General features: G+C 68.3%; 26 protein-coding genes and 2 tRNA genes. 12 read left to right on the top strand and 16 right to left on the bottom strand.

Annotated features, from left to right (window positions below; genetic code table 11):
* Positions 1-27: 27 nt before the first annotated feature.
* Positions 28-834: an enoyl-CoA hydratase/isomerase family protein gene (locus IEV93_RS12255; RefSeq protein ID WP_188489971.1), complete on the top strand. Its 807-nt coding sequence runs from the start codon at positions 28-30 to the stop codon at positions 832-834.
* A gap of 16 nt (positions 835-850) precedes the next feature.
* On the opposite strand, the gene IEV93_RS12250 is transcribed toward IEV93_RS12255, so the two are convergent.
* Genes IEV93_RS12250 through IEV93_RS12240 form a run of 3 tightly spaced genes read right to left on the bottom strand, consistent with a single transcriptional unit; the run spans position 851 to position 3101 of the window.
* On the bottom strand, positions 851-1537 hold the full coding sequence (locus IEV93_RS12250; protein ID WP_188489970.1) for a uracil-DNA glycosylase: 687 nt from the start codon (positions 1535-1537) through the stop codon (positions 851-853).
* The gene (locus tag IEV93_RS12245) at positions 1537-2058 is read right to left on the bottom strand and encodes a gamma carbonic anhydrase family protein (RefSeq protein WP_188489969.1); all 522 of its coding nucleotides are present in this window, start codon (positions 2056-2058) and stop codon (positions 1537-1539) included. The genes IEV93_RS12250 and IEV93_RS12245 overlap by 1 nt, the downstream gene beginning before the upstream one ends.
* A 23-nt stretch (positions 2059-2081) precedes the next feature.
* Entirely contained in the window at positions 2082-3101 is a 1020-nt protein-coding gene (locus IEV93_RS12240) for a thiamine-phosphate kinase (protein ID WP_229705064.1), read from the bottom strand.
* A gap of 113 nt (positions 3102-3214) precedes the next feature.
* On the opposite strand from IEV93_RS12240, the gene IEV93_RS12235 reads away from it, so the two are divergent.
* A complete protein-coding gene (locus IEV93_RS12235) occupies positions 3215-3460 on the top strand; it encodes an Lrp/AsnC ligand binding domain-containing protein (RefSeq protein WP_188489968.1) in 246 nt (81 codons plus the stop codon).
* Positions 3461-3463: 3 nt separating this feature from the next.
* Positions 3464-4114, top strand: a complete 651-nt coding sequence (locus IEV93_RS12230; protein ID WP_229705063.1) for a DUF3515 domain-containing protein — start codon at positions 3464-3466, stop codon at positions 4112-4114.
* A gap of 18 nt (positions 4115-4132) precedes the next feature.
* Here IEV93_RS12230 and IEV93_RS12225 read toward each other — a convergent pair whose 3' ends face one another.
* A complete protein-coding gene (locus IEV93_RS12225; protein WP_188489967.1) occupies positions 4133-5122 on the bottom strand; it encodes an NAD(P)H-dependent glycerol-3-phosphate dehydrogenase in 990 nt (329 codons plus the stop codon).
* 141 nt (positions 5123-5263) lie between these two features.
* On the opposite strand from IEV93_RS12225, the gene cofC reads away from it, so the two are divergent.
* The 3 genes from cofC to IEV93_RS12210 are packed head-to-tail and all read left to right on the top strand — an operon-like array spanning position 5264 to position 9170.
* Positions 5264-5998: a 2-phospho-L-lactate guanylyltransferase gene (cofC, locus tag IEV93_RS12220; RefSeq protein WP_188489966.1), complete on the top strand. Its 735-nt coding sequence runs from the start codon at positions 5264-5266 to the stop codon at positions 5996-5998.
* Complete coding sequence (locus tag IEV93_RS12215; RefSeq protein ID WP_188489965.1) at positions 5988-8237, top strand: RNA degradosome polyphosphate kinase; 2250 nt, start codon at positions 5988-5990, stop codon at positions 8235-8237. Before cofC ends, IEV93_RS12215 begins: the two co-directional genes overlap by 11 nt.
* A gap of 15 nt (positions 8238-8252) precedes the next feature.
* Positions 8253-9170 carry an NUDIX hydrolase gene (locus IEV93_RS12210; protein ID WP_188489964.1) on the top strand — a complete coding sequence of 306 codons (918 nt, stop codon included), beginning with the start codon at positions 8253-8255 and terminating at the stop codon, positions 9168-9170.
* A 98-nt stretch (positions 9171-9268) separates the two neighbouring features.
* Here the strand turns inward: IEV93_RS12210 and IEV93_RS12205 are convergent, their stop codons facing one another.
* The 3 genes from IEV93_RS12205 to leuC all read right to left on the bottom strand — a co-directional run bounded on the left by IEV93_RS12205 (position 9269) and on the right by leuC (position 12141).
* Positions 9269-9928, bottom strand: coding sequence for an HU family DNA-binding protein (locus IEV93_RS12205; protein WP_188489963.1), 660 nt, complete (start codon positions 9926-9928; stop codon positions 9269-9271).
* Positions 9929-10096: 168 nt separating this feature from the next.
* The gene (gene leuD, locus IEV93_RS12200; RefSeq protein WP_188489962.1) at positions 10097-10684 is read right to left on the bottom strand and encodes a 3-isopropylmalate dehydratase small subunit; all 588 of its coding nucleotides are present in this window, start codon (positions 10682-10684) and stop codon (positions 10097-10099) included.
* Between the two features lie 29 nt (positions 10685-10713).
* Positions 10714-12141: a 3-isopropylmalate dehydratase large subunit gene (gene leuC / locus IEV93_RS12195; RefSeq protein ID WP_188489961.1), complete on the bottom strand. Its 1428-nt coding sequence runs from the start codon at positions 12139-12141 to the stop codon at positions 10714-10716.
* Between the two features lie 103 nt (positions 12142-12244).
* Here leuC and IEV93_RS12190 point away from each other — a divergent pair, with 103 nt between their 5' ends.
* The 3 genes from IEV93_RS12190 to IEV93_RS12180 all read left to right on the top strand — a co-directional run bounded on the left by IEV93_RS12190 (position 12245) and on the right by IEV93_RS12180 (position 14338).
* On the top strand, positions 12245-12952 hold the full coding sequence (locus tag IEV93_RS12190) for an IclR family transcriptional regulator (RefSeq protein WP_188490560.1): 708 nt from the start codon (positions 12245-12247) through the stop codon (positions 12950-12952).
* Positions 12953-13017: 65 nt separating this feature from the next.
* Positions 13018-13515: a pyridoxamine 5'-phosphate oxidase family protein gene (locus IEV93_RS12185; protein ID WP_188489960.1), complete on the top strand. Its 498-nt coding sequence runs from the start codon at positions 13018-13020 to the stop codon at positions 13513-13515.
* Between the two features lie 325 nt (positions 13516-13840).
* Positions 13841-14338, top strand: a complete 498-nt coding sequence (locus IEV93_RS12180; protein WP_188489959.1) for an NADAR family protein — start codon at positions 13841-13843, stop codon at positions 14336-14338.
* A 43-nt stretch (positions 14339-14381) separates the two neighbouring features.
* Here the strand turns inward: IEV93_RS12180 and IEV93_RS12175 are convergent.
* From IEV93_RS12175 to IEV93_RS12155, 5 genes are all read right to left on the bottom strand, one after another.
* A tRNA-Glu gene (locus IEV93_RS12175) sits at positions 14382-14457 on the bottom strand.
* A 115-nt stretch (positions 14458-14572) separates the two neighbouring features.
* Positions 14573-14644 (bottom strand) — tRNA-Gln (locus tag IEV93_RS12170).
* Positions 14645-14733: 89 nt separating this feature from the next.
* The gene (gene gltX, locus IEV93_RS12165) at positions 14734-16221 is read right to left on the bottom strand and encodes a glutamate--tRNA ligase (protein WP_188489958.1); all 1488 of its coding nucleotides are present in this window, start codon (positions 16219-16221) and stop codon (positions 14734-14736) included.
* A gap of 5 nt (positions 16222-16226) precedes the next feature.
* Positions 16227-17054: an alpha/beta fold hydrolase gene (locus IEV93_RS12160; RefSeq protein WP_188489957.1), complete on the bottom strand. Its 828-nt coding sequence runs from the start codon at positions 17052-17054 to the stop codon at positions 16227-16229.
* A 4-nt stretch (positions 17055-17058) separates the two neighbouring features.
* The gene (locus IEV93_RS12155) at positions 17059-17832 is read right to left on the bottom strand and encodes a fumarylacetoacetate hydrolase family protein (RefSeq protein ID WP_188489956.1); all 774 of its coding nucleotides are present in this window, start codon (positions 17830-17832) and stop codon (positions 17059-17061) included.
* A 132-nt stretch (positions 17833-17964) separates the two neighbouring features.
* On the opposite strand from IEV93_RS12155, the gene IEV93_RS12150 reads away from it, so the two are divergent.
* Entirely contained in the window at positions 17965-19251 is a 1287-nt protein-coding gene (locus IEV93_RS12150; RefSeq protein WP_188489955.1) for an MFS transporter, read from the top strand.
* Here IEV93_RS12150 and IEV93_RS12145 read toward each other — a convergent pair.
* A complete protein-coding gene (locus IEV93_RS12145) occupies positions 19222-20385 on the bottom strand; it encodes a beta-ketoacyl synthase N-terminal-like domain-containing protein (RefSeq protein ID WP_188489954.1) in 1164 nt (387 codons plus the stop codon). The genes IEV93_RS12150 and IEV93_RS12145 overlap by 30 nt on opposite strands.
* A gap of 210 nt (positions 20386-20595) precedes the next feature.
* On the opposite strand from IEV93_RS12145, the gene IEV93_RS12140 reads away from it, so the two are divergent.
* Positions 20596-21993, top strand: a complete 1398-nt coding sequence (locus IEV93_RS12140; protein ID WP_188489953.1) for a diguanylate cyclase domain-containing protein — start codon at positions 20596-20598, stop codon at positions 21991-21993.
* On the opposite strand, the gene IEV93_RS12135 is transcribed toward IEV93_RS12140, so the two are convergent.
* Positions 21958-22968 carry a 3-isopropylmalate dehydrogenase gene (locus tag IEV93_RS12135; protein WP_188489952.1) on the bottom strand — a complete coding sequence of 337 codons (1011 nt, stop codon included), beginning with the start codon at positions 22966-22968 and terminating at the stop codon, positions 21958-21960. The two genes, IEV93_RS12140 and IEV93_RS12135, sit on opposite strands and share 36 nt — an antisense overlap.
* Positions 22965-24560, bottom strand: coding sequence for a phosphoglycerate dehydrogenase (serA, locus tag IEV93_RS12130; RefSeq protein WP_188489951.1), 1596 nt, complete (start codon positions 24558-24560; stop codon positions 22965-22967). Before serA ends, IEV93_RS12135 begins: the two co-directional genes overlap by 4 nt.
* Positions 24561-24761: 201 nt before the next feature.
* Between serA and IEV93_RS12125 the strand changes: the two genes are divergently transcribed.
* Positions 24762-25421: a chymotrypsin family serine protease gene (locus IEV93_RS12125; RefSeq protein WP_188489950.1), complete on the top strand. Its 660-nt coding sequence runs from the start codon at positions 24762-24764 to the stop codon at positions 25419-25421.
* Positions 25422-25491: 70 nt separating this feature from the next.
* Here IEV93_RS12125 and ilvC read toward each other — a convergent pair whose 3' ends face one another.
* Entirely contained in the window at positions 25492-26493 is a 1002-nt protein-coding gene (ilvC, locus tag IEV93_RS12120) for a ketol-acid reductoisomerase (RefSeq protein ID WP_188490559.1), read from the bottom strand.
* Positions 26494-26495 lie beyond the last annotated feature (2 nt).

Below are 26495 nucleotides of genomic sequence, written 5' to 3'. Positions count from 1 at the left end.
GTGGTTCGCGTCACATAGTCTGCAGTGATGACCTCACTGGCAGACCTGAACACCGTCGACATCGTCGGCGGTGTTCTTTCTATCCGCATCTCCACCGAACGTGGTGGCAACTCGCTCGCTCCCGACGCGCTGGTCGAGGGCACCGAGGTGCTGCGTGCGGTGGCGGCGGGTGAGCTCTCGGTGGGCGCGGTCCTGCTGCTCGGACCGGGCGCGAACTTCTGCGCCGGTGGCGATGTCCGTGCGTTCGCCTCCGCACCCGATCGGCCTGCGTTCGTCGCGGACCTCGCCGCCCGGTTCCACGCCTTCATCGGTGCTCTCGCCGACGCCGATGTACCCGTCGTCGCGGCGGTACGCGGGTGGGCCGCGGGAGCGGGGATGAGCATCGTCTGCCACGCCGACGTCGCCATCGGCGGTCCGGGCACGTCGCTGCGGGCCGCGTACTCGGCCATCGGGTTCTCCCCCGACGGCGGGATGACGTGGGCACTACCCCGACTCGTCGGCGCGGCCAGGGCCCGCCACATCATCCTCACCAACAAGGTCGTCACGGCAGCCGAGGCGCTCGAGATCGGACTGCTGGCGCAGCTCGTCGAGTCCGACGACGACGTCGTCGGAGCGGCCACCGCCGCGGCCACGGCGATCGCGGCCGGTCCACGACAGTCACTGCGTGCCACCCGACGACTGCTGATGGCGAGCGACGGGGCGACGCTGACCGACCAGATGGCGGCCGAGGCGGCGTCGATCTCACGACTGGCCGGACTTCCCGTCGGCATCGAGGGTGTCGACGCGTTCGTCGCCAAACGGCCTGCCGATTTCACCGCGAGCAACGAGACCTGATCTGCCGCGGGACCGCTCAGGGCAGGGTCCAGTCGATCGGGTCGGCCCCGAGTTCCCCCAGCGCGGCGTTCGCGCGGCTGAACGGCTTCGACCCGAAGAAGCCCCGGCTCGCCGACATCGGCGACGGGTGGGCCGATGTGATGGTCGGCACCCCGGGCATCCACTGCTGCAGCGACCCGGCGTCCTTGCCCCACAGGATCGCGACCAATGGGGCGTCCCGGGCCACCAGCGCCTTGATCGCGCACTCGGTGACCTGCTCCCAACCCTTCCCGCGATGCGACGCGGGCGCGCCCGGCGCCACGGTGAGGACGCGATTGAGCAGCAACACACCGCCCTCGCTCCACGGGGACAGGTCACCGCTGGTCGGGCGGGGCAGCCCGAGGTCCTCGACGTACTCGGTGAAGATGTTGCCCAGCGAACGCGGGACCGGCCGCACGTCGGGCGCGACGGAGAAGCTCAACCCGACGGCGTGACCCGGCGTCGGGTAGGGGTCCTGTCCGACGATGAGGACCCGCACCCGATCCATCGGGGTGGTGAAGGCGCGCAGCACGTTCTCCCCGGCGGGGAGGTAACGCCGACCGGCGGCGATCTCCTCCCGGAGGAAAGCGCCCATGGAGGCGATCGTGTCGGCCACCGGCTCGAGCGCCTGCGCCCAGCCGGGGTCGATGAGGTCGGTCAGGGGACGTGGTCCGTCGGCGGCCATCAGTCGATCCGCCTCAGGTGGTCGCGGTAGTACTGGGCGTTCTGGAAGTACATCTCGACGTTGAGGTCGACGTGGCCCTCGGCCACCTCGTGGCCGGGACGGATCTTGGCGGGCACGCCCAGAGCCATCGCGCGGGCGGGAACGGCGAAATCGAACGGCACCACCGCACCCGCGCCGACGACCGCGCCGTCGCCGATCGTGGACCCGTTGAGCACCACAGACCCCGACGCGATCAGGCAGTTGTCGCCGATCGTCGACCCCTCGACGTGCGCGTTGTGGCCGACCACGCAGTTCGCGCCGATCGTCGTGGGGTGGATCGGGGTGCAGTGGATGACGGTGCCGTCCTGGATGTTCGTCATCGCACCGATGGTGATGGTCCCGTAGTCGCCGCGGAGCACCGCGCCCGGCCACACCGAGACGCCCGCGGCGAGGGTCACCGCCCCGATCACCGTGGCGTCGGGGTGCACGTAGGCCCCCTCACCGAGTTCGGGAACGCGATCGTCCAACGCATACACAGCCATCCCGACAATCTAGTGGGGCGTTCTCAGAAGCTCCGCCACCCGGGGACGGCCGGCGCGGAACCGTCGATGCGTACGGGACGCCGCTCGTCGCGGGCACCCACCGAGCCGATCACCGTCCACCCGGCGGGCGGGGCACCGTCGAAAGCGGCGAGCAACTGGTGATCTTCGCCTCCCCCGATCGCCCACCCGGACGGGTCGACGCCCAGGTCCGCACCGGCCTCGACCAGGCCGTGAGCCATCGGGATCGACGCCGCGACCACGTCCATCGACACCCCCGACGCGCGGGCCATCGTCTCCAGTTCGGCGCCGAGCCCGTCGGACACATCGGTCATCGCATGCGCGCCGTGTTCGGCGGCGACCACCCCGGCGGCGAGATCGACGATCGGGACCCGATGCGCAGCAACGAGATCCGGATAGGACTGCGCTCGACCGGCCATCAACAGGGCGAGCCCGGCGGCCGACGAACCCAGCGGACCGCTCACGGCGAGGCGATCACCGACCCGCGCCCCGGAGACCGGTACCGCCGCGCGACCGTCCGTCGAACCGAACACCGTGACGGTCAACACGATCTGATCCGCCGACACCACGTCGCCGCCCACCACGCGGGCACCGACCGCGACGGCCGCCTCGTTGAGGCCGCGGTTGACGGCGAGAACCCAGTCGACGGCCGTGGTCGGCGGGCAGGCGATCGAGACGACCAACGCCGACACCCGCCCGCCCATCGCGGCGATGTCGGCCGCGCTCTGGATCGCCGCACGGCGACCGATCGCCTCCGGCGTCGACCACTGCAGCCGAAAGTGTCTGTCCTGCACCAGACTGTCGGTGCTGACGATCAGGTCCGACGCCATCGCGATGACGGCCGCATCGTCGCCGGGACCGATCAGCAGGCGATCGGAATCCGCGGGCAGATCGGCCGCGGCGCGTGTCGACATGGCGGTGAGCCGATTGATGAGCGCCTGCTCACCGACGTCGGCGACGGTGGGCCCGGAGGCCGACACAACGGGTGGTCGCGACGTGTCACCGCCGGAATCGTTGGCGCCCACCACCGCGTTCCTCCGGTCTCGTTGATTCGCGCACCGGACGTGGTGTCGGTGACAATGTGTGCCAGTCTATTCACCGGCGTGTCGGGTGGGACCTACTGAGGAAGGGGAAGACCGTGGTTCAGGCATACATTCTGATCCAGACCGAGGTGGGTCGTGCAGCCCAGGCCGCCGCCGCCATCGCGGAGATCCCCGGTGTCGCATCGTCGGAGGAGGTCTCCGGCCCCTACGACGTCATCGTGCGCGTCAGTGTGGACGACGCCCATCACCTGACGGCGACCGTGGTCCCCCGTATCCAGGAGGTCGTCGGCATCACCCGTACGCTCACGTGTCCCGTGGTCACCGACGTCCGCGCCGTCTGAGCAGTGGGTACCGACGAGCCCGTCTCGGGCGACGACACCACCCCCGAGGCCGACGTTCCCGAGGCCGACGTTCCCGACACCGACCAACCGGAGTCCGACACCCACGACACCCCGGAGTCCACCGACTCCCCTGTCGCGGCGTCACGCCGCAGTCCGGCCCTGATCGCGACCATCGTCGCGATCCCGGTGATGGTCGTCGTGTTGTTCATCGTCTTCGCCGCGGCCAAGAACACCAGCTCACCCGGACCGCTGCCGCTGCAGTCGGCGGCCGCGCCGCAGTCGGGCGAGCAGGGCTGCGCGCGTCTGATCGCCGCCCTGCCCCAGACGTTCGAGAACTTCGGTGAGCGCACCGAGTCCGACGGACTCGTCTCGTGGGCCAAGGGCGGCGATTCGCCCGGCCCGATCCAACTGCGCTGCGGGGTGCCCCGGCCCGACGACCTCGCGCCGACCTCGGCCCTGCAGACCGTCGATCCGGTGCAGTGGTTCCAGCGTGCGCCGAAGAAGGGCGAGAAGGGTGCGCTCTGGTTCGCCGTCGATCACCGCCCGTACGTGGCCCTGTGGCTGCCGAACAACTCCGGCAACGGCGCCATCTCCGACGTCTCGAAGATCATCGAGCAGATCCTGCCGCTCGCACCGATCGACCTCGGTTCCTGAGGCGACGGCCCCACCGCCTCACTCCGGCTTGGTGCTGCGGCTCAGCAACGCGATGATCGCGTCGCGGACCCCGAGTCCCTCGTGGCAGACGCGGTGCACGGCATCGGTCAACGGCATCTCCACACCGTGACCCGCCGCCAACGCACGCACAGACGAGCACGACTTCACGCCCTCGGCCACCTGACCGTTCGTCGCCTCCTGGGCCTCGACGAGGCTGCGCCCCTCACCCAGGCGTGACCCGAACGACCGGTTGCGCGAGAGCGGTGAGGAACACGTGGCGACCAGGTCGCCGACACCGGCGAGACCCGCGAACGTCTCCGGTTTGGCACCGAGCGCCTCGCCGAGGCGGATGGTCTCGGCCAGCCCGCGGGTGATGATCGAGGCCAGCGTGTTCTCGCCGAGTCCGGCGCCCGAGGCCATCCCGCAGGCCAGTGCGATCACGTTCTTGACCGCCCCGCCGATCTCGCACCCCACCACGTCGGTGTTGGTGTACGGGCGGAAATAGGATGTGCTGCAGGCATTCTGGATGTCAGTCGCACGGGCCTCGTCGGGACACGCCACCACGGTGGCCGCGGGTTGACGCTGCGCGATCTCCCGCGCGAGATTGGGTCCGGACAGCACCGCGATGCGGTCGGGGTCGGCGCCGGTCACCTGCGCGATCACCTCGCTCATCCGCATCAGCGAGTCGCTCTCCACACCCTTGGCCAGCGACATCAGCGTCGCGTCCGGCGAGATGAACCACCCGGCGAGGTTGGCGCGCAACGACTGCGACGGGACGGCGCACACGACCAGGTCGGCACCGTCGAGCGCCTCGTCGACCGAACTCACCGCGTGCAGGGAATCGGGGAGCGTGATGCCCGGCAGATAGTCGGGGTTGACGTGGTCCTCGGCGATGGAGCGCGCCAGCTCCGGGCGACGTGCCCACAGGACGGTGTCGGTGCCCGCGTCCACCAGCACCGCGGCCATCGCCGTTCCCCACGATCCCGAACCCATCACGGCAGCACGCACGACGACCTCCTCGACCAGGGCCGTGGACTCCGGCCCGCCACCACCCTAATGCCCCGCCCGGGCTGCGCGGCCGTCTCGAGATCGGGCGTCAGAACACACCTCGGATGACCCTCCGGCCCCGGGCTGTCGCATAGTGGGGTGATGGAGCACGGGACACGCGAGGAGACCTCGGCCGCGCCGGGTGCTCGGCCGATCGCGGCGGTCCTGGCGGTCAAGGGGCTCGCCGACGCCAAGACCCGCCTGTCCCCGGTGGTCCCGGCCGACGCCCGTCGCGCGCTGGTGCTGGCGATGATGAGCGACACGATCACCGCCGCCCGGGCCGCCGGCGTCGGTGACATCGTCGTGGTCACCCCGGATCCCGAGGTCTCGGCGACCGCGCGCCGACTCGGCGCCCGGGTCGTCGCCGACACACCCGCCGACGCCGCCGACCCGGTGACGAGTTCCCTGAACCGTGCCCTCGCCCGGGGCATCGATGCCGCGATCGGCACCGACGGCGCACGGGTCGTCGTGCTGCAGGCCGATCTACCGGCACTGCGGGCACCGCACCTGGGCGCCGCGCTCGTGCGGGCCGACGGTCATCGCCAGGCCATCGTCCCCGACCGATCCGGTTCGGGCACCGCGATGCTCATCGTCGGTGACACCTCCGACATCACGCCCCGTTTCGGCGTCGGGTCCGCGCGGGCGCACCGGGATGCGGGTGCGGTCGACCTCGTCGCCGACTCCGGCGACCTGTGGCCGGATCTGCGCACCGACGTCGACACCGTGGACGATCTCGCCGCGGCCATGACCCTGGGCGTCGGCCGGGCCACAGCACAGGTGCTCGCCGACGTCGGACTCGGCTCCCTTGCCTCCACACCGACGCCGCATGCGTCATGATGGTGGCGTGGCTTCCCAGGACAGTTCACCCGTAGATCCATCCGCCGACGGCGACGTCGCGACGCGACCGCCGGAGGTCGTGACCCCGGCCCTGCCGGTGGCGCCGCCGGCCGCGACTCTCGTTCCCGATGCGGGCGCCGATCTCCCCGAGGACCGCTACCTCAACCGCGAACTGAGTTGGCTCGACTTCAACTCCCGCGTCCTGGCCCTCGCCGAGGACACCTCGCTCCCGCTGCTCGACCGGGCCAAGTTCCTCGCCATCTTCTCGTCGAACCTCGACGAGTTCTTCATGGTGCGGGTGGCCGGGCTCAAGCGGCGCGACGAGACCGGGTTGTCGGTGCGATCGGCCGACGGGCTCTCGCCCCGCGAACAGCTGTCGATGATCGCCAAGCGCACACAGCAGATCGCCGAGCGACACGCCCGCGTGTTCATGGATTCCGTCCGGCCCGCGCTGGCGGACAACGACATCCACGTCGTGTCGTGGGATCAGCTCGCCGACGACGAGCAGGCCCGGATGTCGGAGTACTTCCACGAGGAGGTGTTCCCGGTCCTGACCCCGCTCGCGGTCGACCCGGCGCACCCCTTCCCCTACATCAGCGGTCTGAGCATCAACCTCGCCGTCACCGTGTCCGACGTCGCCGAGGGCGGCGAGCACTTCGCCCGGGTGAAGGTGCCCGACAACGTGAGTCGCTTCGTCGAGGTCGACAAGTTGATGTCGCGGTCGGGTCGCTCGCAGAGCGACGACGGCCCGGCACCGACGATCCTGTTGCCGATGGAGACCCTCATCGCGGCCAACCTCGGCCACCTCTTCCCGGGGATGGAGATCGTCGAACACCACGTCTTCCGGATCACCCGCAACGCCGACTTCGAGGTCGAGGAGGACCGCGACGAGGACCTGCTGCAGGCCCTCGAGCGCGAACTCGCCCGGCGCCGCTTCGGATCCCCGGTGCGACTCGAGGTCGCCGACGACATGAGCGAGCACATGCTCGAACTGTTGCTGCGCGAACTCGACGTCAACCCCGCCGACGTCATCGAGGTCCCCGGGATCCTCGACCTGTCGTGTTTGTTCCAGGTGTTCGCGCTCGATCGCCCGTCGCTCAAGGACCGGCCGTTCGTCCCCGCGACGCACCCGGCCTTCGGCGAGCGCGAGACCCCCAAGAGCGTCTTCGCGACGCTGCGCGAGGGCGACGTGCTGGTGCACCACCCCTACGACTCGTTCTCCACGAGCGTGCAACGGTTCATCGAGCAGGCCGCGTCGGACCCGCAGGTCCTCGCCATCAAGCAGACGCTCTACCGCACCTCCGGTGACTCGCCGATCGTCAACGCGCTCATCGACGCCGCCGAGGCGGGCAAGCAGGTGGTCGCCCTGGTCGAGATCAAGGCCCGCTTCGACGAGCAGGCCAACATCAAGTGGGCGCGTCAGCTCGAGCAGGCCGGTGTGCACGTGGTCTACGGACTCGTCGGGCTCAAGACCCACTGCAAGACATGCCTCGTCGTGCGCCGTGAGGGGTCGACCATCCGCCGCTACTGCCACATCGGTACCGGTAACTACAATCCCAAGACCGCGCGGCTCTACGAAGACGTGGGCCTGCTGACCGCGGCTCCCGACATCGGCGCCGACCTGACCGACCTGTTCAACACGTTGACCGGTTACTCGCGCAAACACGAGTACCGCAACCTGCTGGTGGCACCGCACGGTGTCCGGGCGGGCATCATCGCGCGCATCAACGCCGAGATCGAGCACCACCGGGCCGGCGACGAACGCGCGCGAATCCAGTTGAAGGCCAACGCACTCGTCGACGAGCAGGTGATCGACGCCCTCTACCGCGCGTCACAGGCGGGCGTCCCGGTCGAGATCGTGGTGCGCGGCATCTGCGCGCTGCGGCCGAACGTCCCCGGGATCAGTGACAACATCACCGTCCGTTCGATCCTGGGTCAGTTCCTCGAACACTCTCGGATCCTGCACTTCGGGGCTCTCGACGAGTACTGGATCGGCAGCGCCGACATGATGCACCGCAACCTGGATCGACGTATCGAGGTGATGGCGCAGGTCCGCGATCAACGTCTGACCCGTGAGATGGGCGAGATCTTCGCCTCGGCACTCGATCCCACGACGCGCTGCTGGATCCTCGAGGCCGACGGCGGGTGGACGGCGTCCCCCGCGGCCGGCGAGAAGGTCCGCGATCATCAACGGGAGATGATGCGCCGACACCGCAGCAGGGCCGACAACTCCGCGTAGCGACGGCCGAACGTGATGACATCACAGAGGAAATCGGTGTACGCGGCCGGCGGCGTGGTCTGGCGACCGATCGAGGGCGACGAACCCGCGGTCGAGGTCGCGGTGATCCACCGACCCCGCTACGACGACTGGACCCTGCCCAAGGGCAAATGCGAGAACGACGAGACCTTCGTCGCGACGGCCGTCCGTGAGATCGCCGAGGAGACCGGCTATTCGGTCCGCCTCGGTCGCCATCTCCGCCGGGTCGACTACGACCTCGGTTCATCGAGCCGCAAATACGTGCACTACTGGTCGGCGCAGGTCACCGGCGGCGAGTTCGCGGTGAACGAGGAGGTCGACGAGATCGAGTGGTGCACGGTCTCGGATGCACGTGACCGGTTGAGTCACCGAGCCGACCGCAAGGTGCTGGCCGAGTTCGCCCGTCTGCCCGCCGATCTGCACACCGTGCTCGTGGTCCGCCACGCCAAGGCCGGTCGGTCGGCACGATATCGGGGCGACGACCGCCTCCGGCCGCTCGAGCCCTTCGGGTGGACGCAGGCCGAGCGGCTCGTCGAACAGTTCGTCGCCTTCGGCGGAGAACATCTGCACGCCGCCGATCGCACCCGATGCCTGCAGACCCTCGAACCGCTGGCCGTGACACTGACGGCGCCGATCGAGGTGGAGCCGGCACTCTCGGAAGAGAGCTACAAGGAGGACCCGGATTCCGCGCTGAGGCGCGTCCGGGAGATCGCCCGCGCTGACGGGACACACGTGATCTGTAGCCAGGGCAAGGTGATTCCCGGCCTGTTGTCGTCATGGGTCGGGTCCGGACCGGCGTCGATACCCCGAACCCGCAATCGCAAGGCGAGCATGTGGGTACTCACCCTCGACGGTGACCAGGTCGTGGCCGTCGACCACATCGACAGCCCGCTGCGTCGCGCAGACTCGGACTGAGTCGAGCCCGAAGACCCCCGGACAGCAGGCAACCCCCGACGGCGGGAAGTCCGTCGGGGGTTGTCAGCTGGTCGATACTGCCGATCGTCTGACGACGATCAGCGAGCGCGTGCCTTGCGAGCCGGAGCCTTCTTGGCCGCGGTCTTCTTGGCGGGAGCCGCCTTCTTCGCTGCGGCCGTTGCCTTCTTGGCCGGAGCGGCCTTCTTCACCGCGGTGGTCGCCTTCTTGGCGGCGGTGGTGGCCTTCTTGGCCGGAGCCGCCTTCTTCACCGCGGTGGTCGCCTTCTTGGCGGCGGTGGTGGCCTTCTTGGCCGGAGCCGCCTTCTTCACCGCGGTGGTCGCCTTCTTCGCTGGAGCCGCCTTCTTGGCCGGGGCCGCCTTCTTGGCTGCGGTCTTCGCCGGGGCCTTCTTGGCCGCGGTCTTGGTCGGCGCGGCAGTTCCACTGCCACGCTTGACCGCCGGTCCGGACGCGCTCAGCTTCTGCTTGCCCGCGACCACGGCCTTGAACTGCGCGCCGGGACGGAAGGCGGGAACCGACGTCGGGCGGACCTTCACGGTCTCGCCGGTGCGCGGGTTGCGCGCGACCCGGGCGGCGCGCTTGCGCTTCTCGAATACGCCGAAGCCGGTGATGGTGACGCTCTCACCTTTGTTCACCGCGCGAACGATCGTGTCGACGACGTGCTCGACAGCGTCTGTCGCCGTGCGACGGTCGGTGTCCAACTTCTTCGTAAGCTCTTCGATGAGCTCTGCTTTATTCATGGGTTCAACCTCCGCAAGCTGGTGGCCCACGTTGAGCCAGCTACAGCACACGGTAAACGTGATAAACGAAAAGTTCCACGTCCTGCGCGGATGAAGTTTCGGTGTCGCGATGTACGTAGTCCTCCAAGGACATACGACATCGGCCCTCAGGAGATCCTCAGGCGGGCTTCACAGGGTCGCCGGTTTCCATACGGGCCTTGCCTTTTCGAACTCAGAAATGGCCTCTACCTGGCGTAATGTCAATCCGATGTCGTCGAGACCCTCGATGAGACGCCACCTCGTGTAGTCGTCAATCCCAAAGCGCACCACCAGGTCATCGACCGCGACGGTTCGATCCTCAAGGCTGACGGTGATTTCCGTCCCGGGCGTTTCTTCGAGCCTTTTCCAGATCAGATCGACGTCGGACTGCTCCACCTGGGCCGCCACGAGACCCGCTTTTCCGGCGTTCCCGCGGAAGATGTCGGCGAAACGAGACGAGATGACCACCCGGAAACCGAAGTCCGAGAGGGCCCAGACGGCGTGCTCGCGCGACGATCCGGTGCCGAAATCCGGCCCGGCCACGAGCACCGAACCCCGCGACCACGGCTCGTTGTTGAGGATGAAGTCCGGGTCGTTGCGCCAGGCGGCGAACAGCCCGTCCTCAAATCCGGTGCGGGTGACCCGCTTCAGGTACACCGCCGGGATGATCTGGTCGGTGTCGACGTTGCTGCGGCGCAGGGGTACGCCGATTCCGGTGTGGGTGGTGAACGGTTTCATGATTCCTCGCGGGTCGTGTCGTGAACTGGTCAGGCGTTCAGATCGGCGGGGGCCGAGAGCCGCCCGCGAATGGCGGTGGCGGCAGCCACCTCCGGCGAGACCAGATGGGTCCGGCCGCCCTTGCCCTGACGGCCCTCGAAATTGCGGTTGGAGGTCGACGCGCAGCGCTCCCCCGGGGCCAGCTGATCGGGGTTCATGCCCAGGCACATCGAGCAGCCCGCCTGTCGCCACTCCGCACCTGCGGCGGTGAAGATCTCGCCCAACCCCTCGGTCTCGGCCTGCGCACGGACCCGCATCGATCCCGGCACGATGAGCATCCGCATGCCCTCGGCGACGGTCCGACCGCGCAGGATGTCGGCCACCGAGCGCAGGTCCTCGATCCGCCCGTTGGTGCACGATCCGACGAAGACGGTGTCGATGGAGATGTCACGCAGCGGGGTACCGGGGGTCAGATCCATGTACGCGAGGGCCTTTTCGGCCGACGTGGCCGCCGAGGCGTCGCCGAACTCGGCGGGATCGGGAACGGTCGCGCTCAGCGGGGCGCCCTGCCCGGGGTTGGTCCCCCAGGTCACGAAGGGGGACAACGTGGTGGCGTCGATGCGCACCTCCTCGTCGTAGACCGCCCCGGGATCGGTGCGCAGGCTCTCCCAGTGCTCGACGGCGCGATCCCAGTCGTCACCGGTCGGCGCGTTGGGGCGGCCCTGCAGGTAGTCGTAGGTCGTCTGGTCCGGCGCGATCATGCCCGCGCGGGCACCCGCCTCGATCGACATGTTGCAGATGGTCATTCGTGCCTCCATCGACAACTTCTCGATGGCCGAGCCGCGGTACTCCAGGACGTATCCCTGACCGCCGCCGGTGCCGATCTCGGCGATGATCGCCAGGATGAGATCCTTGCTCGTGACGCCCGCGGGCAGTTCGCCGTCGACCGTGATGGCCATGGTCTTGAACGGGCGCAACGACAACGTCTGCGTCGCGAGGACGTGCTCGACCTCCGAGGTACCGATTCCCATTGCCAGCGCACCGAATGCGCCGTGCGTCGAGGTGTGGCTGTCACCGCAGACGATCGTCATACCCGGCTGGGTGAGTCCGAGCTGGGGGCCGATGATGTGGACGATGCCCTGCTCGGCGTCTCCCATGGGGTGCAGGCGGATCCCGAACTCGGCGCAGTTGCTGCGCAACGTGTCCACCTGGGTCCGCGAGACGACGTCGGCGATGGGCTTGTCGATGTCGATGGTGGGGACGTTGTGGTCCTCGGTGGCGATGGTGAGATCGGGCCGACGGACCGGCCGGCCGGCGAGCCGCAGCCCCTCGAAGGCCTGCGGCGACGTCACCTCGTGGACGAGGTGGAGGTCGATGTAGATGAGGTCCGGGTTGTGCTGCCCACTGGCATCGGCCTCGCCGTACTGGACGACATGTTCGGCCCAGACCTTCTCGGCCAGAGTCTTCGCTGTACTCATTGCGTCATCACCACATTCGCGTGCATATCAATATTCGGGAGTCTAGTATCGACCTGTGAGACATATTAGCGCACCGTCGGCGTCCGGTGGGACGGGTTCGCCCATGGTCGTGAGCGGGGTCGGTGTCCTGGACAAGTCGGTCGCGGTGCTGCGGTCGATCGCCGAGAGCCCCTGCAACCTCAACGAACTGTGCGTCAAGACCGGCCTCCCCCGCGCGACGGCCCACCGGCTCGCGATGGGCCTCGAGACCCACCGGCTCCTGGTCCGCAACACCGCCGGGCAGTGGTGTCCGGGACCCGCCCTGGCCGAGCTCGCCGCCGAGGCGACCGACACGGTGCGCGAGGCCGCGATGATGGTGCTGCCACGTCTGCGCGAGATCACCGGGGAATCGGTGCAGCTGTACCGCCGTGAGGGCACCCAGCGCATCTGCGTCGCGGCGATGGAACCACCCACCGGTCTGCGGGACACCGTGCCCGTGGGTGCCTACCTGCCGATGACCGCGGGGTCCGGGGCGAAGGTCCTGTTGGCCTGGGCCGATCCGGCCACGCAACGGACACTGCTGACCGACAGCGCCTTCGGTGAGCGGACCCTGTTGGAGATCCGCAGGCGCGGCTGGGCGCAGAGCGCCGGCGAGCGCGAGGCCGGCGTCGCCAGTGTCTCCGCTCCCGTCCGCGACGCCGCCGGCGACGTCGTCGCCGCGATCTCGGTGTCCGGCCCCATCGACCGGATGGGCCGCCGACCCGGATCCCGGTGGGCCGCCGACCTGCTCGCCGCGGCCGATGCGATCCACAAGCGTCTGCTGCACGCCTGAACTTCCCCGCATCACACCCCCCGCACCAGCACCCCTCATCATCACCACTGACAGGAGTCCCACGGATGGGAAACAACCAACGGTCGCAGATCGTGATGACCGACGAGGAGATCGAGTCGTTCCTCGCCCGCAGCCGCACAGCGACATTGGCGACGCGCTCAGCGACGGGCTCGGTGCACCTCGTGGCCATGTGGTACGCCCTGCTCGACGGCGAGATCTGGTTCGAGACCAAGGCGAAGTCCCAGAAGGCGGTCAACATCCGTCGCGACCCGACGGTGTCGGTGATGGTCGAGGCAGGCGACACCTACGACACCCTGCGCGGTGTCGCGATCGAGGGACGGGCCGAGATCGTCGACGACCCGGACACCCTCCTGCGCGTGGGGATCAGTGTGTGGGAGCGCTACAACGGCGAGTACTCCGAAGAGGTCAAGCCGTTCGTCGACCAGATGATGAACAAGCGGGTCGCGGTGCGGGTGGTCGGGGAACGCACCCGCAGCTGGGATCATCGCAAGCTCGGTCTCCCCGAGATCCCGTTGGCCGGCAACACCGCGCAGTACCTCTGACTCTCCTGTCCGCCGGGCGACCTGATCAGTCGGCCGAGCCTGGGGCCGACGGGCGACGCTCGGTCGAACGCTGAGCGACGGCCTCGCCCACCCCGTCGATCGCAGCGCGTATGAACCGTCCGTAGTCGTCATCGGGTAATGCCGACACCCGTTCGCGTGCGGCGGTGAGATGCCGCGGTGATCCTGGTCATGATCGGGTCGGCGGTGTTCGTTTCGGGACTGCTCATGCGCGGATCGTAAAGAGTTGCACCGACATCGTCGATCGGTGCGACGATGGAACCGCACGCACTCGCGTCGCCCGGCCTGTGAGGACCCATCCCCTGTCATGACCGATCCCCGGCCGCACATCATCGGCTCCTTCGACGGCGAGTACTCCTACCTCGCCAGTTCTGCACCGGTGCCGACCCCGTTCCGGGGCAACGTCTTCTCGTCGGCTGAGCACGCGTTCGCGGCCGCGGGGGCGGCGGAACCCGACGACGTGGTGCACGTGCTGTCCATCGCGACCGCCGAGGACGCCACCGCGTTCGGCGAGACCATCGAGGCCGTCGAGGACTGGGACGTCGACCGCTATCAGGCGATGGAGGTCATCGTCGCCGCCAAGTTCGCCCACAACGCCGACCTGGGCGTGCAGTTGGCCGCCACCATGGGCAGCATCCTGGTCAACGGGAACACCGTCCACGATCAGGTCTGGGGAACGTGCGAGTGCCCGGAGCACATCGATGTCGACGGAGACAACGCCCTGGGCGTGATCCTGATGTCGGTGCGGATGCGCCTGGCCGCCGAACTCGCCGCCCCCGACCCCCTGGAAACAGAAAATCCGTAGCACTTCGGCTCGCTGAGCGAGACGAACTGCTACGGATTCCTTCTGGTAGCCCCGACGGGATTCGAACCCGCGCTACCGCCTTGAGAGGGCGGCGTCCTAGGCCGCTAGACGACGGGGCCAGGAACTTCATCTGTGTCGAACTCAGTTGCTCGTTCTCGGGAGAATTTGCAACCTCGCCAGATTACTCGGCAGACGATCGGAACCAAAATCGACTCCATTGATGTCCGCTCGACGCTGGGGTACCAGGACTCGAACCTAGAACGACGGTACCAGAAACCGCTGTGTTGCCAATTACACCATACCCCAAGGTAGGGCTCCCGCTGCCGATCTACGCCAGCGAAAAGCGCCGAGAAGTAGACTAGCAAAAAGCGCGTCGGGAACCGCAAACCAGCAGCTCAGGCGTCAGTTTTGCAGTACTTCTCCCGTGCCGCGCGCAAGCGGGCGACGGTGCTGTCGCGGCCGAGCAGCTCGATGGACTCGAACAGCGGCGGGCTGATGTGCGATCCGGTGACGGCCACCCGGACCGGACCGAACGCCTTGCGCGGCTTGAGTTCGAGGCCGTCGACGAGCGCCTCTTTCAACGCCGTCTCGATCGCCTGGGTGCTCCACTCCCCCACGCCGGAGATCGCGGTGATGGCGGCGTCGACGACCGGGCCCGCGTCGGCACCGAGGTTCTTGGCCGCGGCACCGGCGTCGATCGTGAGGTCGGCGTCGGATGTATAGAGGAACGACATGAGGCCCCAGGCGTCTCCGAGCACCTGGATGCGTGTCTGCACCAGATCGGCGATCACCGGGAACGACGACGTGTCGGCGGTGGCCGCCAGCAGACCCCGATCGACGAGATAGGCGCTCAGGCGGGCCGCGAAGTCCTCCGGGGCCAGCCGGCGGATGTGCTCGGCGTTGATGGCCTCGGCCTTCTTCAGATCGAACCGCGCCGGGTTCGAATTGACCGCTCCCACATCGAAGGCCGCGATCATCTCGTCGAGCGAGAACAGGTCGTGGTCGTCGGCGATACCCCATCCGAGCAGCGCCAGGTAGTTGAGCAGACCCTCGGGGATGAACCCGCGGTCGCGGTGGTGGAACAGACTCGACTGCGGGTCGCGCTTGGACAGCTTCTTGTTGCCCTCCCCCATCACGAACGGGAGATGACCGAACTGCGGCACGAACTCGGCGATCCCGATCCGGATCATGGCTTCGTACAACGCGATCTGGCGTGGTGTGGACGAGAGAAGATCCTCGCCACGCAGCACATGGGTGATCTTCATCGTCGCGTCGTCGACCGGGTTGACCAGGGTGTAGAGCGGGTCGCCGTTGCCGCGGGTCAACGCGAAGTCGGGCACGGTGCCGGCCTTGCTGGTGGTGGGTCCGCGGACGAGGTCGTCGAAGGTGATGTCGTGATCGGGCATCCGCAGGCGGATCACCGCCGGACGACCCTGCGCGCGGTACTCGGCGCGCTGCTCATCGGTCAGGTCCCGATCGAAGTTGTCGTAGCCGCGCTTGGGGTCGCGGCCCGCGGCCCGATGCCGCGCCTCGACCTCCTCAGCGGTGGAGAACGCCTCGTAGGCCTCGCCCGCGGTGAGCAGTTGGGTGACGACACCGCGGTGGAGCTCCGAACGCTGCGACTGACGGTAGGGCGCATACGGACCGCCCACCTCCGGCCCCTCGTCCCAGTTCAACCCGAGCCAGCGCAACGCGTCGAGCAGCGCCGCGTAGGACTCCTCGGAGTCCCGGGCGGCGTCGGTGTCCTCGATGCGGAAGACGAAGTCACCGCCGTTGTGCTTGGCGTAGGCGTAGTTGAAGAGCGCGGTGCGGACCAGTCCGACGTGCGGGGTCCCCGTCGGCGACGGACAGAAACGGACACGGACGGCACCAGGTTGGGTCATGGTGGTCAGGTTATCGTCCGCTTTAGGAACTCGATGACGAGCCGGTTCACCTCGTCGGGCTGCTCGAGGTAGCCGTAGTGGCCCGCCTTGGCCACCTCGCCGTACTGCGCACCGGGGATGGCGTCGGCCACCTCCTTGGCCAGGTGCGGCGGCAGAGTGCGGTCGTCGGCGAAACCGACGACCAACGACGGCCGCGTGATGGCGCGATAGGCCGACAGGCGGTCGGCCTCACCTGCGTGCAACTGCAACTGTGCCCGCACGCCGGGCGAACGGTCCTGACCGGAGAACTCGATGATGTCGAGCCAGTCGCGGGCGTTGGTGTCGTCGGCCAGCGTGTGCGGCGACAGGTTGAGGTGCGCAGTGATGGCCGCGTGGTAGCTGTCGGGGAGCGTGATCCCCTGATCGATCAGGGCCCGCTCACCCGTCGAGATCGCCTCCTGCATCGGTCCGTTGCGACCGTAGGTGGCCAACAACACGGCACACCGGACGAGGTCCGGTCGCGTCAGCGTCAACTCCTGGGTGATGCGGGCACCGAGCGAGGTGCCGACGACGGCGGCCGGTCCGGCGCCGAGGTACTCGATCAGGGCAGCGGTGTCGGCGACCATGTCGGCGAGCGAGAAGCCCTCCGCGCACTCACTCGACGGAGCGATGCCACGGTTGTCGAAGGTGACGACCCGGTACCCGGCTTTCACCAGCGCCGGCTGCTGATGCGCCTTCCACACCCGGCCGGGACTCCCGGTCCCCATCACCATCACGACGAGCGGACCCGACCCGGCGTCCTCGTAGGACAGCCCTATCCCGTTGACACGCGCGGTCTTCGGCGCGACGACCATTGCCTCAGCTCCTGTCCACGACGGGGTTGAGCAGGGTTCCGATCCCCTCGACGGTGACCGAGACCTCCTGGCCCGCGGTCATGGGGCCGATGCCCTCCGGTGTGCCGGTCAGGATGACGTCGCCCGGCAGCAGCGTCATGATCGCCGAGATCCACTCGACGATCGCACCCACGTCGTGGAGCATCAGCGACGTGCGACTGCGCTGCTGTACGACGCCGTCGAGCTCGGTGCGGATCTCGAGGTCCGACGGATCGATCTCGGTCTCGATCCACGGCCCGAGCGGGCAGAAGGTGTCGTAACCCTTGCCACGTGTCCACTGCCCGTCCGCCTTCTGCTGATCACGGGCGGTGACGTCGTTCGCGACGGTGTAGCCCAGGATCACGCTCGCGGCCGCCGACGCGGCGACGTCCTTGCAGGGGCGCCCGATGACGATGGCCAGCTCACCCTCGAAGTCGACACGGTCGGAGCTCGGGGGCCGGACGATCGGGACGCGGGGTCCGATGATCGAGGTGTTCGGCTTGATGAAGATCACCGGGTCCTCGGGGGCGACGCCACCCATCTCGGCCGCGTGCGCGGCGTAGTTCTTGCCGATGCAGACGACCTTGCTGGCCAGGATCGGCGCCAACAGACGGACGTCGGACACCGGCCAGGATCGGCCGGTGAATGTCGGGGTGCCGAACGGGTGCTCGGCGATCTCTCGGGCCTGTGCGGAGTCCCCGTCGCCGTCGATGGCGACGAAGGCCACTCCGTCGGGGCTGGCAATTCGTCCTAGACGCATGGTTGGAGACTATCTCACCAGCCGAGACGGACAGTTTCCCGGGACCGGCCGCCGGTACTACCATCTGGACGAAGCGTCCCACGATGTGAACAGACAGACCGGAACGCGCACGCGCGCAACGAGAGGTACGACATGGACGAGGACACGACGGCGCCGTCGGTGACCCGCCGATGGGCCATGTTGGTCGCGTCGATCCTCGGTGCGATGTCGACGACCTGCGCGGTCAGCGGGGCCGGGTTCCTGATCCCCGTGTTGCACACCGACGGCGGCCTCTCACTGGCCGCGGCATCCACGCTGGCGACCTTCCCGACCATCGGGCTGATGCTCACCATCATTCCCTGGGGTGCCGCCCTCGACCGGTTCGGCGAACGCTCGATCCTGCTGATCTCACTGTCGGCGACGGTCGTCGCCACCGCGGGCGCCGCGGCGGCATCGGCCGCCGGACTCGGATACGGCGTCATCGCCGCCACCCTGCTGCTCGGCGGCATGGTCTCTGCGGCGACGAACGGGGCCAGCGGTCGGATCGTGGTGGGGTGGTTCCCCCCGCGCGGACGGGGCACCGCCATGGGGGTCCGCCAGACCGCCCAGCCCCTCGGGATCGGACTGTGCGCGTTGACCATTCCCGTACTCAGCGCCGATCACGGTGTGACGGTCGGCCTGTACGTCCCGGTGGTGATGTCGGTCGTGGGCCTGATCGCGGTCGCGGTCACCGTCATCGACCCGCCACGCTCGGCCGCGGCCGAGCACGGTGTCGAGCCGGGCGTGAACCCCTACCGCGCATCGTCGTTCCTGCCCCGCGTGCACGCCGTCAGTGTGCTGCTGGTGATCCCGCAGTCGATGCTGTGGACATTCGTACCGGCATGGCTGATCGTGGCGCACCACTGGTCGCCCGGACCTGCCGGTGTACTGGTCACCGTCAGTCAGATCCTCGGTGCGGCAGGACGGATCGCGGCGGGCCGGTGGTCGGACGTGTGGGGCAGCAGGATGAAACCGATCCGGGTCATCGCCCTCGGTGCGGGGATCGCGTCGGCGGCACTGGCCGTGACCGACTGGCTCTCCAGCCCGGCCGCCGCGGTGATCATGGTGTTCGCGACCGTGATCACCGTCGCCGACAACGGACTCGCCTTCACCGGCATCGCCGAATACGCCGGTCCGCGGTGGAGCGGACGCGCACTGGCCATCCAGAACACCGGGCAGTACCTCGCCACCTCGGCCGCGACACCGACGTTCGGCGCCCTCATCGGGGCCACCGGGTTCCCGGCGGCCTTCCTGGTCATGGCCCTCGCGCCGCTGGTCGCGCTGCCGCTGGTGCCGTCGGATCCGCAGCCGGGCGAGAAGGTGCTCGACCCCGTCGTCGGGCACCCCACCACCTCGTCACCCGCCACCTCGTCACCCGGCCGGGGCGAAGACCACCACTGAGTTGTGCCCGCCCATGCCCAGCGACGGCTTCACCGTGATGCCGTCGACCATCGGGGTGGCGCCGTCGAGCAGCAGTTCATGACCCGGCGCGACCCGAGGAGCGGCCGGAACCACCCCCGCCTCGGTGCCCAGGGCCGCCGCGGCGATCTCCACCGCCGCCGCCGCCCCCTGGCAGTGCCCGGTCAACGGTTTGACCGAGTACACACCCGGGCGTGCAACCCCGAAGATCTCCGACAGGATCGCGGTCTCGGCGACGTCGCACTGCTTCGTCCCGGGCCCGTGCGCGTTGAGATACGCGACGTCGTCGGCGCGTACACCGGCGTCGGCGAGCGCATCGCTGACACACCGCATGATCTGCCCGTGATCGGGATCCACCGAGACCACATGGAACGCGTCGTGACTCATCGCGCCGCCGAGTATGTCGATGTATCCCGTCGCTGGCGAGGTGGTGACGACGAACCCCACCGAGGCCTCCCCCATCGCGAACCCGCGGCTGCCCTCCTGGAACGGACGGCAGGCATCGAGCGGCTCGGTGTCGACGACCCCGGCGCCGAGACGTACGAAGTGTCGGACGTTCTCCGGCGTCAACGAGAGGTCGGTCGCAACGCAGACCACGTCGTCGACGATCCCCGCGTCGAGCCACATCTTGGCGGTGATCAGCCCGACGTTCCCCGAACTACATGTTGCCGAGACGTTCATCGCCGGACCGTGGAAGCCGAATTCCTGCATGAGGGTCGAGATCGGTGTCGACGGGAGCAGCCGGAGGTAGTCGCGGACCCGACGCTCACCGTTGTCGACGTGGTAGAAATCGCGCCAGTCCTCGACGTCACCGAGGACCACCGCGTGCACCAACCCCACGCGCCGTCCCGGTTTCCAACCGCGTGCGTACGCGTCGGAGATCGCCTCGCGCACGGCGCCCTTCATCGCGCGGGCGAACCGGCTCGGGCTGTCGCCGGCCTCGCCGCCGGCGGGAACCCTTGCCAACCAGACGTCTTCAACGACGTCCTCGCCGTAACCGCTGTGCAACACCGCCGCGGGTTTCCCACTCGCGACGCCGTCCCAGAGTGCGCCGGCACCCCATCCGTAACCGGTGTTCGCACCGATTCCCACGATGCTCGGAATGATTTTCGACATGATTCATCGCCTTTCCCATTGTGAGACGTCCCATGATGGAAATCCCCTCAGGTCGATTAACCGCCATCATCACCGGGAGCACAAAATGAATTCGCTATCTGGATTTCGGATTAACCAGACAACATAAAAAATGCGTTGGCCTGCACTGTTACTGGTGCACAACAAAGGTGATTCAATGGTGTCTTCCGGTGCGACGTGCGAGGAGGTCCGGTGTCACCGACGAACGAACGACAGGTCTGCGCCGACCACGTCCACCTCGACGCCGACATGGCCGCGGTGGGCCGTGAGTACCGCATCCTGATCGAGCACAGCCCCGACACGATCGTCGTACACGAGGGCCGCGAGATCGTCTTCGTCAACCCGGCCGGCCTCCGCCTGATCGGCGCGAGCGACGTGGCTCAGGTGGTCGGTCACTCCCTGGCCGAGTTCGTCGGTCAGCAGTCGATCCCGCCGATGGTGGCGCGCATTCGCGATCTCGACCACATCGGCGCGGTGTCCGAGCCGACCGAGATGGTCCTGCGCCGGATCGGCGGGCGTCATGTCGAGGTCGAGGCGGTTTCGGTGTTGACCCGCTGGGAGGGGCGGCCCGCCTACCAGGTGGTCCTGCGAGACCTCTCGGCCCAGCGGGCGGCGGAGGCAGCGGCCGCGCGCGCGGAACTGCTCTACACCAACGTCGTCTCGAGTCTCGTCGAAGGCGTGATCGTCATGGATGCGACCGGCGTGATCGAGTCGATCAACCCGGCCGCCGCCGAGATCTTCGGGGTGGACCCGGCACTCGCGGTGGGCCAGAGGATGTCGACCCTGTGGACGGGCGCGGAGGTCATCGACTGCGACGGCGCCATCCTCCCGCCGGATCAGCACCCCCACGTACGAACACAGTCGACCGGGGCGCCGGTGAGTTTCGTCGTGGGCCTCCGGTGGCCGGACCGGCCGGTCCTCTGGAACTCCGGCACCTGCTCGTTGCTCGACTCCGGCGCCGGCTCGCCGATGGTGGTGTCGTTCAACGACATCAGCGACGCCCGCAACGCGACCGCGCGACTCGAGTACCAGGCCACGCACGATTCGTTGACCGGCCTGCCGAACCGTCTGCACGTGGTCACCGACGTGCGCTCCAGACTGGAGGATCCGCACCGGCGTACCGAGATGGCCGTGCTGTTCCTCGATCTCGACAACCTGAAGTCGGTCAACGACTCGCTCGGTCACAGCGTCGGTGACGAGGTGCTGCGTGAGGTCGCCGAACGCCTGCGGCGCACCGTCGATGCCGACAGCCTCGTCGGCCGTGTGGGCGGCGACGAGTTCGTCGTGGTCCTCGCGGGCGACTCGGTGCGCGTCGATGAGGCGACCGACCGCATCCATCGGGTTCTGACCATGCCGATAGCCCGACCGGGATGGACCGTCACCGTGAGCGCGAGCATCGGCGCGGTCGCCGTCGCAGTCGGTGACACACGGACGATCAACGACCTGCTGCGCGACTCCGACGTCGCCATGTACGCGGCAAAGGCCGCGGGCGGCAACAGGACTCAGCGGTTCACCGAGGTGGTCGGTGAACCGCGGCCCATCGGGACGGACGGACTACAGACGCCCGCGGATACGAGCGGCCGTCTCTGAGGTGGTCGACGCCGAGTCGCCGCGGTCGGCGAGATCGGCTGCGACGGCCTGCTCGACCCGAACGGCCGAGGCCTCCTCGCCGAGGTGACGCAGCAGCAGTGCCACCGACAGGATCGCGGCGGTCGGATCGGCCTTGCCCTGCCCGGCGATGTCGGGCGCGCTGCCGTGGACCGGCTCGAACATCGACGGGTTGGTCCCGGTCGCGTCGATGTTGCCCGACGCGGCGAGCCCGATACCACCACTGATGGCGGCGGCGATGTCGGTGATGATGTCTCCGAAGAGATTGTCGGTGACGATGACGTCGAAGCGTCCCGGATCGGTGACCATGTAGATGGTGGCCGCGTCCACGTGGCAGTAATCGGTTGCGACATCGGGGTATTCGGCACCGACCTCATCGACGGTGCGCTGCCACATCGACCCGGCGAACGACAGGACGTTGGTCTTGTGCACGAGGGTCAGCTTGTTGCCGCGGGTGCGCGCCAGGTCGAAGGCGTAGCGGACCACGCGCTCGACACCGAAGCGGGTGTTGACGCTGACCTCGGTGGCCACTTCGTGCGGTGTGCCGACCCGGATGGAACCGCCGTTGCCCGTGTAGGGGCCCTCGGTTCCCTCGCGCACGACGACGAAGTCGATGTCGGGGTTGCCGGCCAGCGGCGAGGTGACACCGTCGAAACGGTGGCTGGGCCGCAGGTTGACGTGGTGGTCGAGGGCGAAACGCATGGTCAGCAGGAGGCCGCGCTCGAGGATTCCCGGCGGGACCGAGGGATCGCCGATGGCGCCCAACAGGATCGCGTCGTGCGCACGGATCGAGTCGAGGTCGGCGTCGGTCAGCAGTTCACCGGTGCGGTGGTACCGACGCGCGCCGAGGTCGTAGTCGGTGCGCGTGACGCCCGGGTGCACCGCGTCGAGGATGTCGAGCGCCTCGGAGACGACCTCCGGTCCGATCCCGTCGCCCGCGATGACGGCGAGCTTCACGACAGATCCACCTGCTGGATCAGCGTCGCCGAGACCGATTCCCCGATGGCGGTGACCACGTCGGCCGGGATCTCCCCGTCGACGCGGAGCATCACCGTCGCGCCCTTGCCGTCGGCGTCCTGGGACAGGCCCGCCGCCGCGATGTCGATGCCCGCGTTGCCCAGCAGCGTGCCGATCTTGCCCAGCGAGCCGGGCTGGTCGCCGTAGCTGACGACCAGGTTGCGCCCCTCGGCGCGCAGGTCGAAGTTGCGGCCGTTGATGTTCACGATCTTCTCGACCTCGCTGGGTCCGCTGAGCGTTCCCGCGACGTTGACCGTGGATCCGTCACCGAACACGGCCTTGAGGTCGACCAGGCTGCGGTGGTTGGGGCTCTCGGTGGCGGTGGTGACCTCACTGGTCACACCGCGATCGGCGGCGACGCCGGGCGCGTTGACGAAGGTGATCGGGTCCTCGAGCACCGCGGAGAACAATCCGCGCAGCGCGGACAGGCCGAGGACGTCGACCGAGCTGGCGGCGAGTTCGCCGCGCACGTCGACGGTGATGGCGGTGGGCACCTGGCCGGAGATCGCGCCCACGAGCACACCGAGCTTGCGGGACAGCTCGAGCCACGGCGCGACGACCTCGTCGACGGCTCCGCCGGTGATGTTGACCGCATCCGGGACGAAGTGGCCGGCCAGCGCCAGACGGACGCTCTTGGCGACGTCGGTGCCCGCGCGGTCCTGCGCCTCGGAGGTGGAGGCACCCAGGTGCGGGGTGACGACGACCTCGGGGAGTTCGAACAGCGGGCTGTCGGTGCACGGCTCGGTCGCGAAGACGTCGAGTCCGGCGCCGCGCACGTGGCCCGACTTGATCGCCTCGGCCAGTGCGGCCTCGTCGATCAGGCCGCCGCGGGCGGCGTTGACGACGATGACGCCGGGCTTGGTGCGGGCCAGTTCGGCGGTGCCGATCATGCCCAGGGTCTCCGGCGTCTTCGGCAGGTGGACGGTGAACAGGTCCGCTCGGGACAGCAGTTCGTCCAGCGATACCAATTCGATACCCAACTGTGCCGCGCGTGCGGGCGAGACGTAGGGGTCGTAGGCGATTATCTCGGTCTCGAAAGCCGCCAGACGGGCCGCGACGAGCTGCCCGATCCGGCCCAGACCCACAACACCGATCGTCTTGCCGAAGATCTCCACACCGTTGAACTTGGAGCGCTTCCAGGTGTGCTCGCGCAGCGTCGCGTCGGCGGCGGGTATCTGTCGGGCGACGGCGAACATCAGCGAGATCGCGTGCTCGGCGGCGGTGTGGATGTTCGACGTCGGCGCGTTGACGACCATGACGCCGCGGGCCGTTGCCGCAGGTACATCCACGTTGTCGAGGCCGACACCGGCTCGCGCGATGATCTTCACCCCGGGGGCCGCGGCGAGGACCTCGGCGTCGATGGTGGTGGCCGAACGGACGAGGATCGCATCCGCGTCCACGACCGCCTCGAGGAGCTTCGGGCGGTCGGGACCGTCGACCCAACGCACCTCGACGTCGTCGCCGAGTGCCTCGACGGTCGACGGTGCCAGTTTGTCGGCGATCACGACGATCGGTCGGCCAGCTGTGCTCACGCGGATATCTCCTGTTGCTTGTCGGGAACGACTCAGCGCTCAGCTTAGAGGGCACCGGGAATCACAATTCGCCCGACCACGGGCGGTGCACGGTGGCTCGGAGTGGCGGTGTGACGCCGGTTACGGATACATTGCGTCTGGCTCGAGATCTCGGCCGGTTTTTTCGTGGGGTCATGTGAAGTGAGAAGAAGTGGAGCACCGATGGTGAAGAAGCTGGTGGCCCTGTTCGCCGCGTGCGCGGCGATGGCGATGTTGGTCTGGGGTGCGGGCACTGCATCGGCCAAGCCCGACATCTTCCTCGGCGGTGGTTCGGGGATCGTCGTCCTGAAGGGCGGTAACTCCGCCTCGGCGTGCACGCTGACCACGATCGGTCGCGATTCCGCGGGACGCCTCGTCGGCCTCACCGCCGGTCACTGCGGTTCGGTCGGTCAGACCGTTCTGTCCGAGACGTTCAGCAACAAGGGCGCCGCCGGGCGGATCATCGTCTCCAACGATGCCCTCGACTTCGACGTGATCCAGTTCGACCCCAACCGTGTCGTCCCGCTGCGCACGGTGCGTGGTGTCACCATCCGGTCCATCCAGACCGCTGCCCCGCAGTTCCCGTCGGTGCTGTGCAAGACCGGTCGCACGACCGGCCAGACCTGCGGCATCACGTTCTTCTCCGACAACCAGTCGCACTTCTCGGCCGTCTGTGTCGCCGAGGGCGACTCGGGCAGCCCCGTCGTCATCGGGGACCGCCTCATCGGCATGGTCAACGCGTACTACTTCACCGCGTGCATCGGGCCGGAGACCGGCTCGAACATCGCACCGATCCTGCGCGCGATGTCGAACGCGGGCGTGAAGGGTTTCCGCGTCATCTGACGTCAGACCACAGGCAAAGCGAAGGCCCCCACCGGATGCCGGTGGGGGCCTTCGTATGTCGTGCGGTGGATCAGGCGGTCTCGGTGATCGGCCGATCGACCCAGCTCATCAGATCACGCAGCTTCTTGCCGGTGACCTCGATGGGGTGCTCGGCGTTGCGCTTGCGCAGGTTCTCCAGCTCGGTGTTGCCGCCCTCGACGTTGGCGACGAGACGCTTGACGAAGGTGCCGTCCTGGATGTCCTTGAGGATGCCGCGCATCCGATCCTTGGTGCCGTCGTCGATGACGCGCGGCCCCGACAGGTAGCCACCGAACTCCGCGGTGTCCGACACCGAGTAGTTCATGCGGGCGATACCGCCCTCGTACATGAGGTCGACGATGAGCTTCAACTCGTGGAGCACCTCGAAGTAGGCCATCTCGGGGGCGTAGCCGGCCTCGACCATGACCTCGAAGCCGATCTTCACGAGCTCCTCGGTGCCGCCGCAGAGCACGGCCTGCTCACCGAAGAGGTCGGTCTCGGTCTCCTCCTTGAAGGTGGTCTTGATGACGCCCGCGCGCGCGCCACCGATGGCCTTGGCGTAGCTCAGCGCCAGCGCCTCGCCCTCACCCTTGGGGTCCTGGTCGACGGCGATGAGACAGGGCACGCCCTTGCCGTCGACGAACTGACGGCGCACGAGGTGACCGGGGCCCTTGGGTGCGACCATCGCCACGGTGATCGACGCGTCCGGCTGGATCAGGTCGAAGTGGATGTTGAGTCCGTGGCCGAAGAACAGCGCGTCGCCGTCCTTGAGGTGCGGCGCGATGTCCTCGGTGAAGATCTGGGCCTGCGAGGTGTCCGGCGCCAGCAGCATGATGACGTCGGCCCACTCGGCGGCCTCGGCCGCACTGAGGACCTTGAGCCCCTGCTCGGCGGCCTTGTCACGCGACTTGCTGCCCTCGCGGAGACCGATCGCGACCTCGACTCCCGAGTCACGCAGGCTCAGCGAATGCGCATGCCCCTGGCTGCCGTATCCGATGACCGCTACCTTGCGGCCCTGGATGATCGACAGATCGGCATCGTCGTCGTAGAACATCT

Origin of the sequence: Williamsia phyllosphaerae, assembly GCF_014635305.1 — a bacterium.
In the GTDB taxonomy this organism is placed as follows: Bacteria; Actinomycetota; Actinomycetes; order Mycobacteriales; family Mycobacteriaceae; genus Williamsia_A; species Williamsia_A phyllosphaerae.
Note: the sequence above shows the minus strand (reverse complement) of the source record. Positions and strands in the feature narration are given on the sequence as shown.

Excerpts from the sequence above, each read along its gene's own strand:
- gltX (WP_188489958.1), bottom strand. The coding sequence starts at position 16,221 with ATGACCCAACCTGGTGCCGTCCGTGTCCGTTTCTGTCCGTCGCCGACG.
- cofC (WP_188489966.1), top strand. The coding sequence starts at position 5,264 with ATGGAGCACGGGACACGCGAGGAGACCTCGGCCGCGCCGGGTGCTCGG.
- IEV93_RS12155 (WP_188489956.1), bottom strand. The coding sequence starts at position 17,832 with ATGCGTCTAGGACGAATTGCCAGCCCCGACGGAGTGGCCTTCGTCGCC.
- IEV93_RS12205 (WP_188489963.1), bottom strand. The coding sequence starts at position 9,928 with ATGAATAAAGCAGAGCTCATCGAAGAGCTTACGAAGAAGTTGGACACC.
- IEV93_RS12145 (WP_188489954.1), bottom strand. The coding sequence starts at position 20,385 with ATGTCGAAAATCATTCCGAGCATCGTGGGAATCGGTGCGAACACCGGT.
- IEV93_RS12190 (WP_188490560.1), top strand. The coding sequence starts at position 12,245 with ATGGTCGTGAGCGGGGTCGGTGTCCTGGACAAGTCGGTCGCGGTGCTG.
- ilvC (WP_188490559.1), bottom strand. The coding sequence starts at position 26,493 with ATGTTCTACGACGACGATGCCGATCTGTCGATCATCCAGGGCCGCAAG.
- IEV93_RS12245 (WP_188489969.1), bottom strand. The coding sequence starts at position 2,058 with ATGGCTGTGTATGCGTTGGACGATCGCGTTCCCGAACTCGGTGAGGGG.
- leuC (WP_188489961.1), bottom strand. The coding sequence starts at position 12,141 with ATGAGTACAGCGAAGACTCTGGCCGAGAAGGTCTGGGCCGAACATGTC.
- IEV93_RS12250 (WP_188489970.1), bottom strand. The coding sequence starts at position 1,537 with ATGGCCGCCGACGGACCACGTCCCCTGACCGACCTCATCGACCCCGGC.
- IEV93_RS12125 (WP_188489950.1), top strand. The coding sequence starts at position 24,762 with ATGGTGAAGAAGCTGGTGGCCCTGTTCGCCGCGTGCGCGGCGATGGCG.
- IEV93_RS12160 (WP_188489957.1), bottom strand. The coding sequence starts at position 17,054 with ATGGTCGTCGCGCCGAAGACCGCGCGTGTCAACGGGATAGGGCTGTCC.
- IEV93_RS12255 (WP_188489971.1), top strand. The coding sequence starts at position 28 with ATGACCTCACTGGCAGACCTGAACACCGTCGACATCGTCGGCGGTGTT.
- IEV93_RS12185 (WP_188489960.1), top strand. The coding sequence starts at position 13,018 with ATGGGAAACAACCAACGGTCGCAGATCGTGATGACCGACGAGGAGATC.
- IEV93_RS12180 (WP_188489959.1), top strand. The coding sequence starts at position 13,841 with ATGACCGATCCCCGGCCGCACATCATCGGCTCCTTCGACGGCGAGTAC.
- IEV93_RS12215 (WP_188489965.1), top strand. The coding sequence starts at position 5,988 with ATGCGTCATGATGGTGGCGTGGCTTCCCAGGACAGTTCACCCGTAGAT.
- IEV93_RS12150 (WP_188489955.1), top strand. The coding sequence starts at position 17,965 with ATGGACGAGGACACGACGGCGCCGTCGGTGACCCGCCGATGGGCCATG.
- IEV93_RS12210 (WP_188489964.1), top strand. The coding sequence starts at position 8,253 with ATGACATCACAGAGGAAATCGGTGTACGCGGCCGGCGGCGTGGTCTGG.
- leuD (WP_188489962.1), bottom strand. The coding sequence starts at position 10,684 with ATGAAACCGTTCACCACCCACACCGGAATCGGCGTACCCCTGCGCCGC.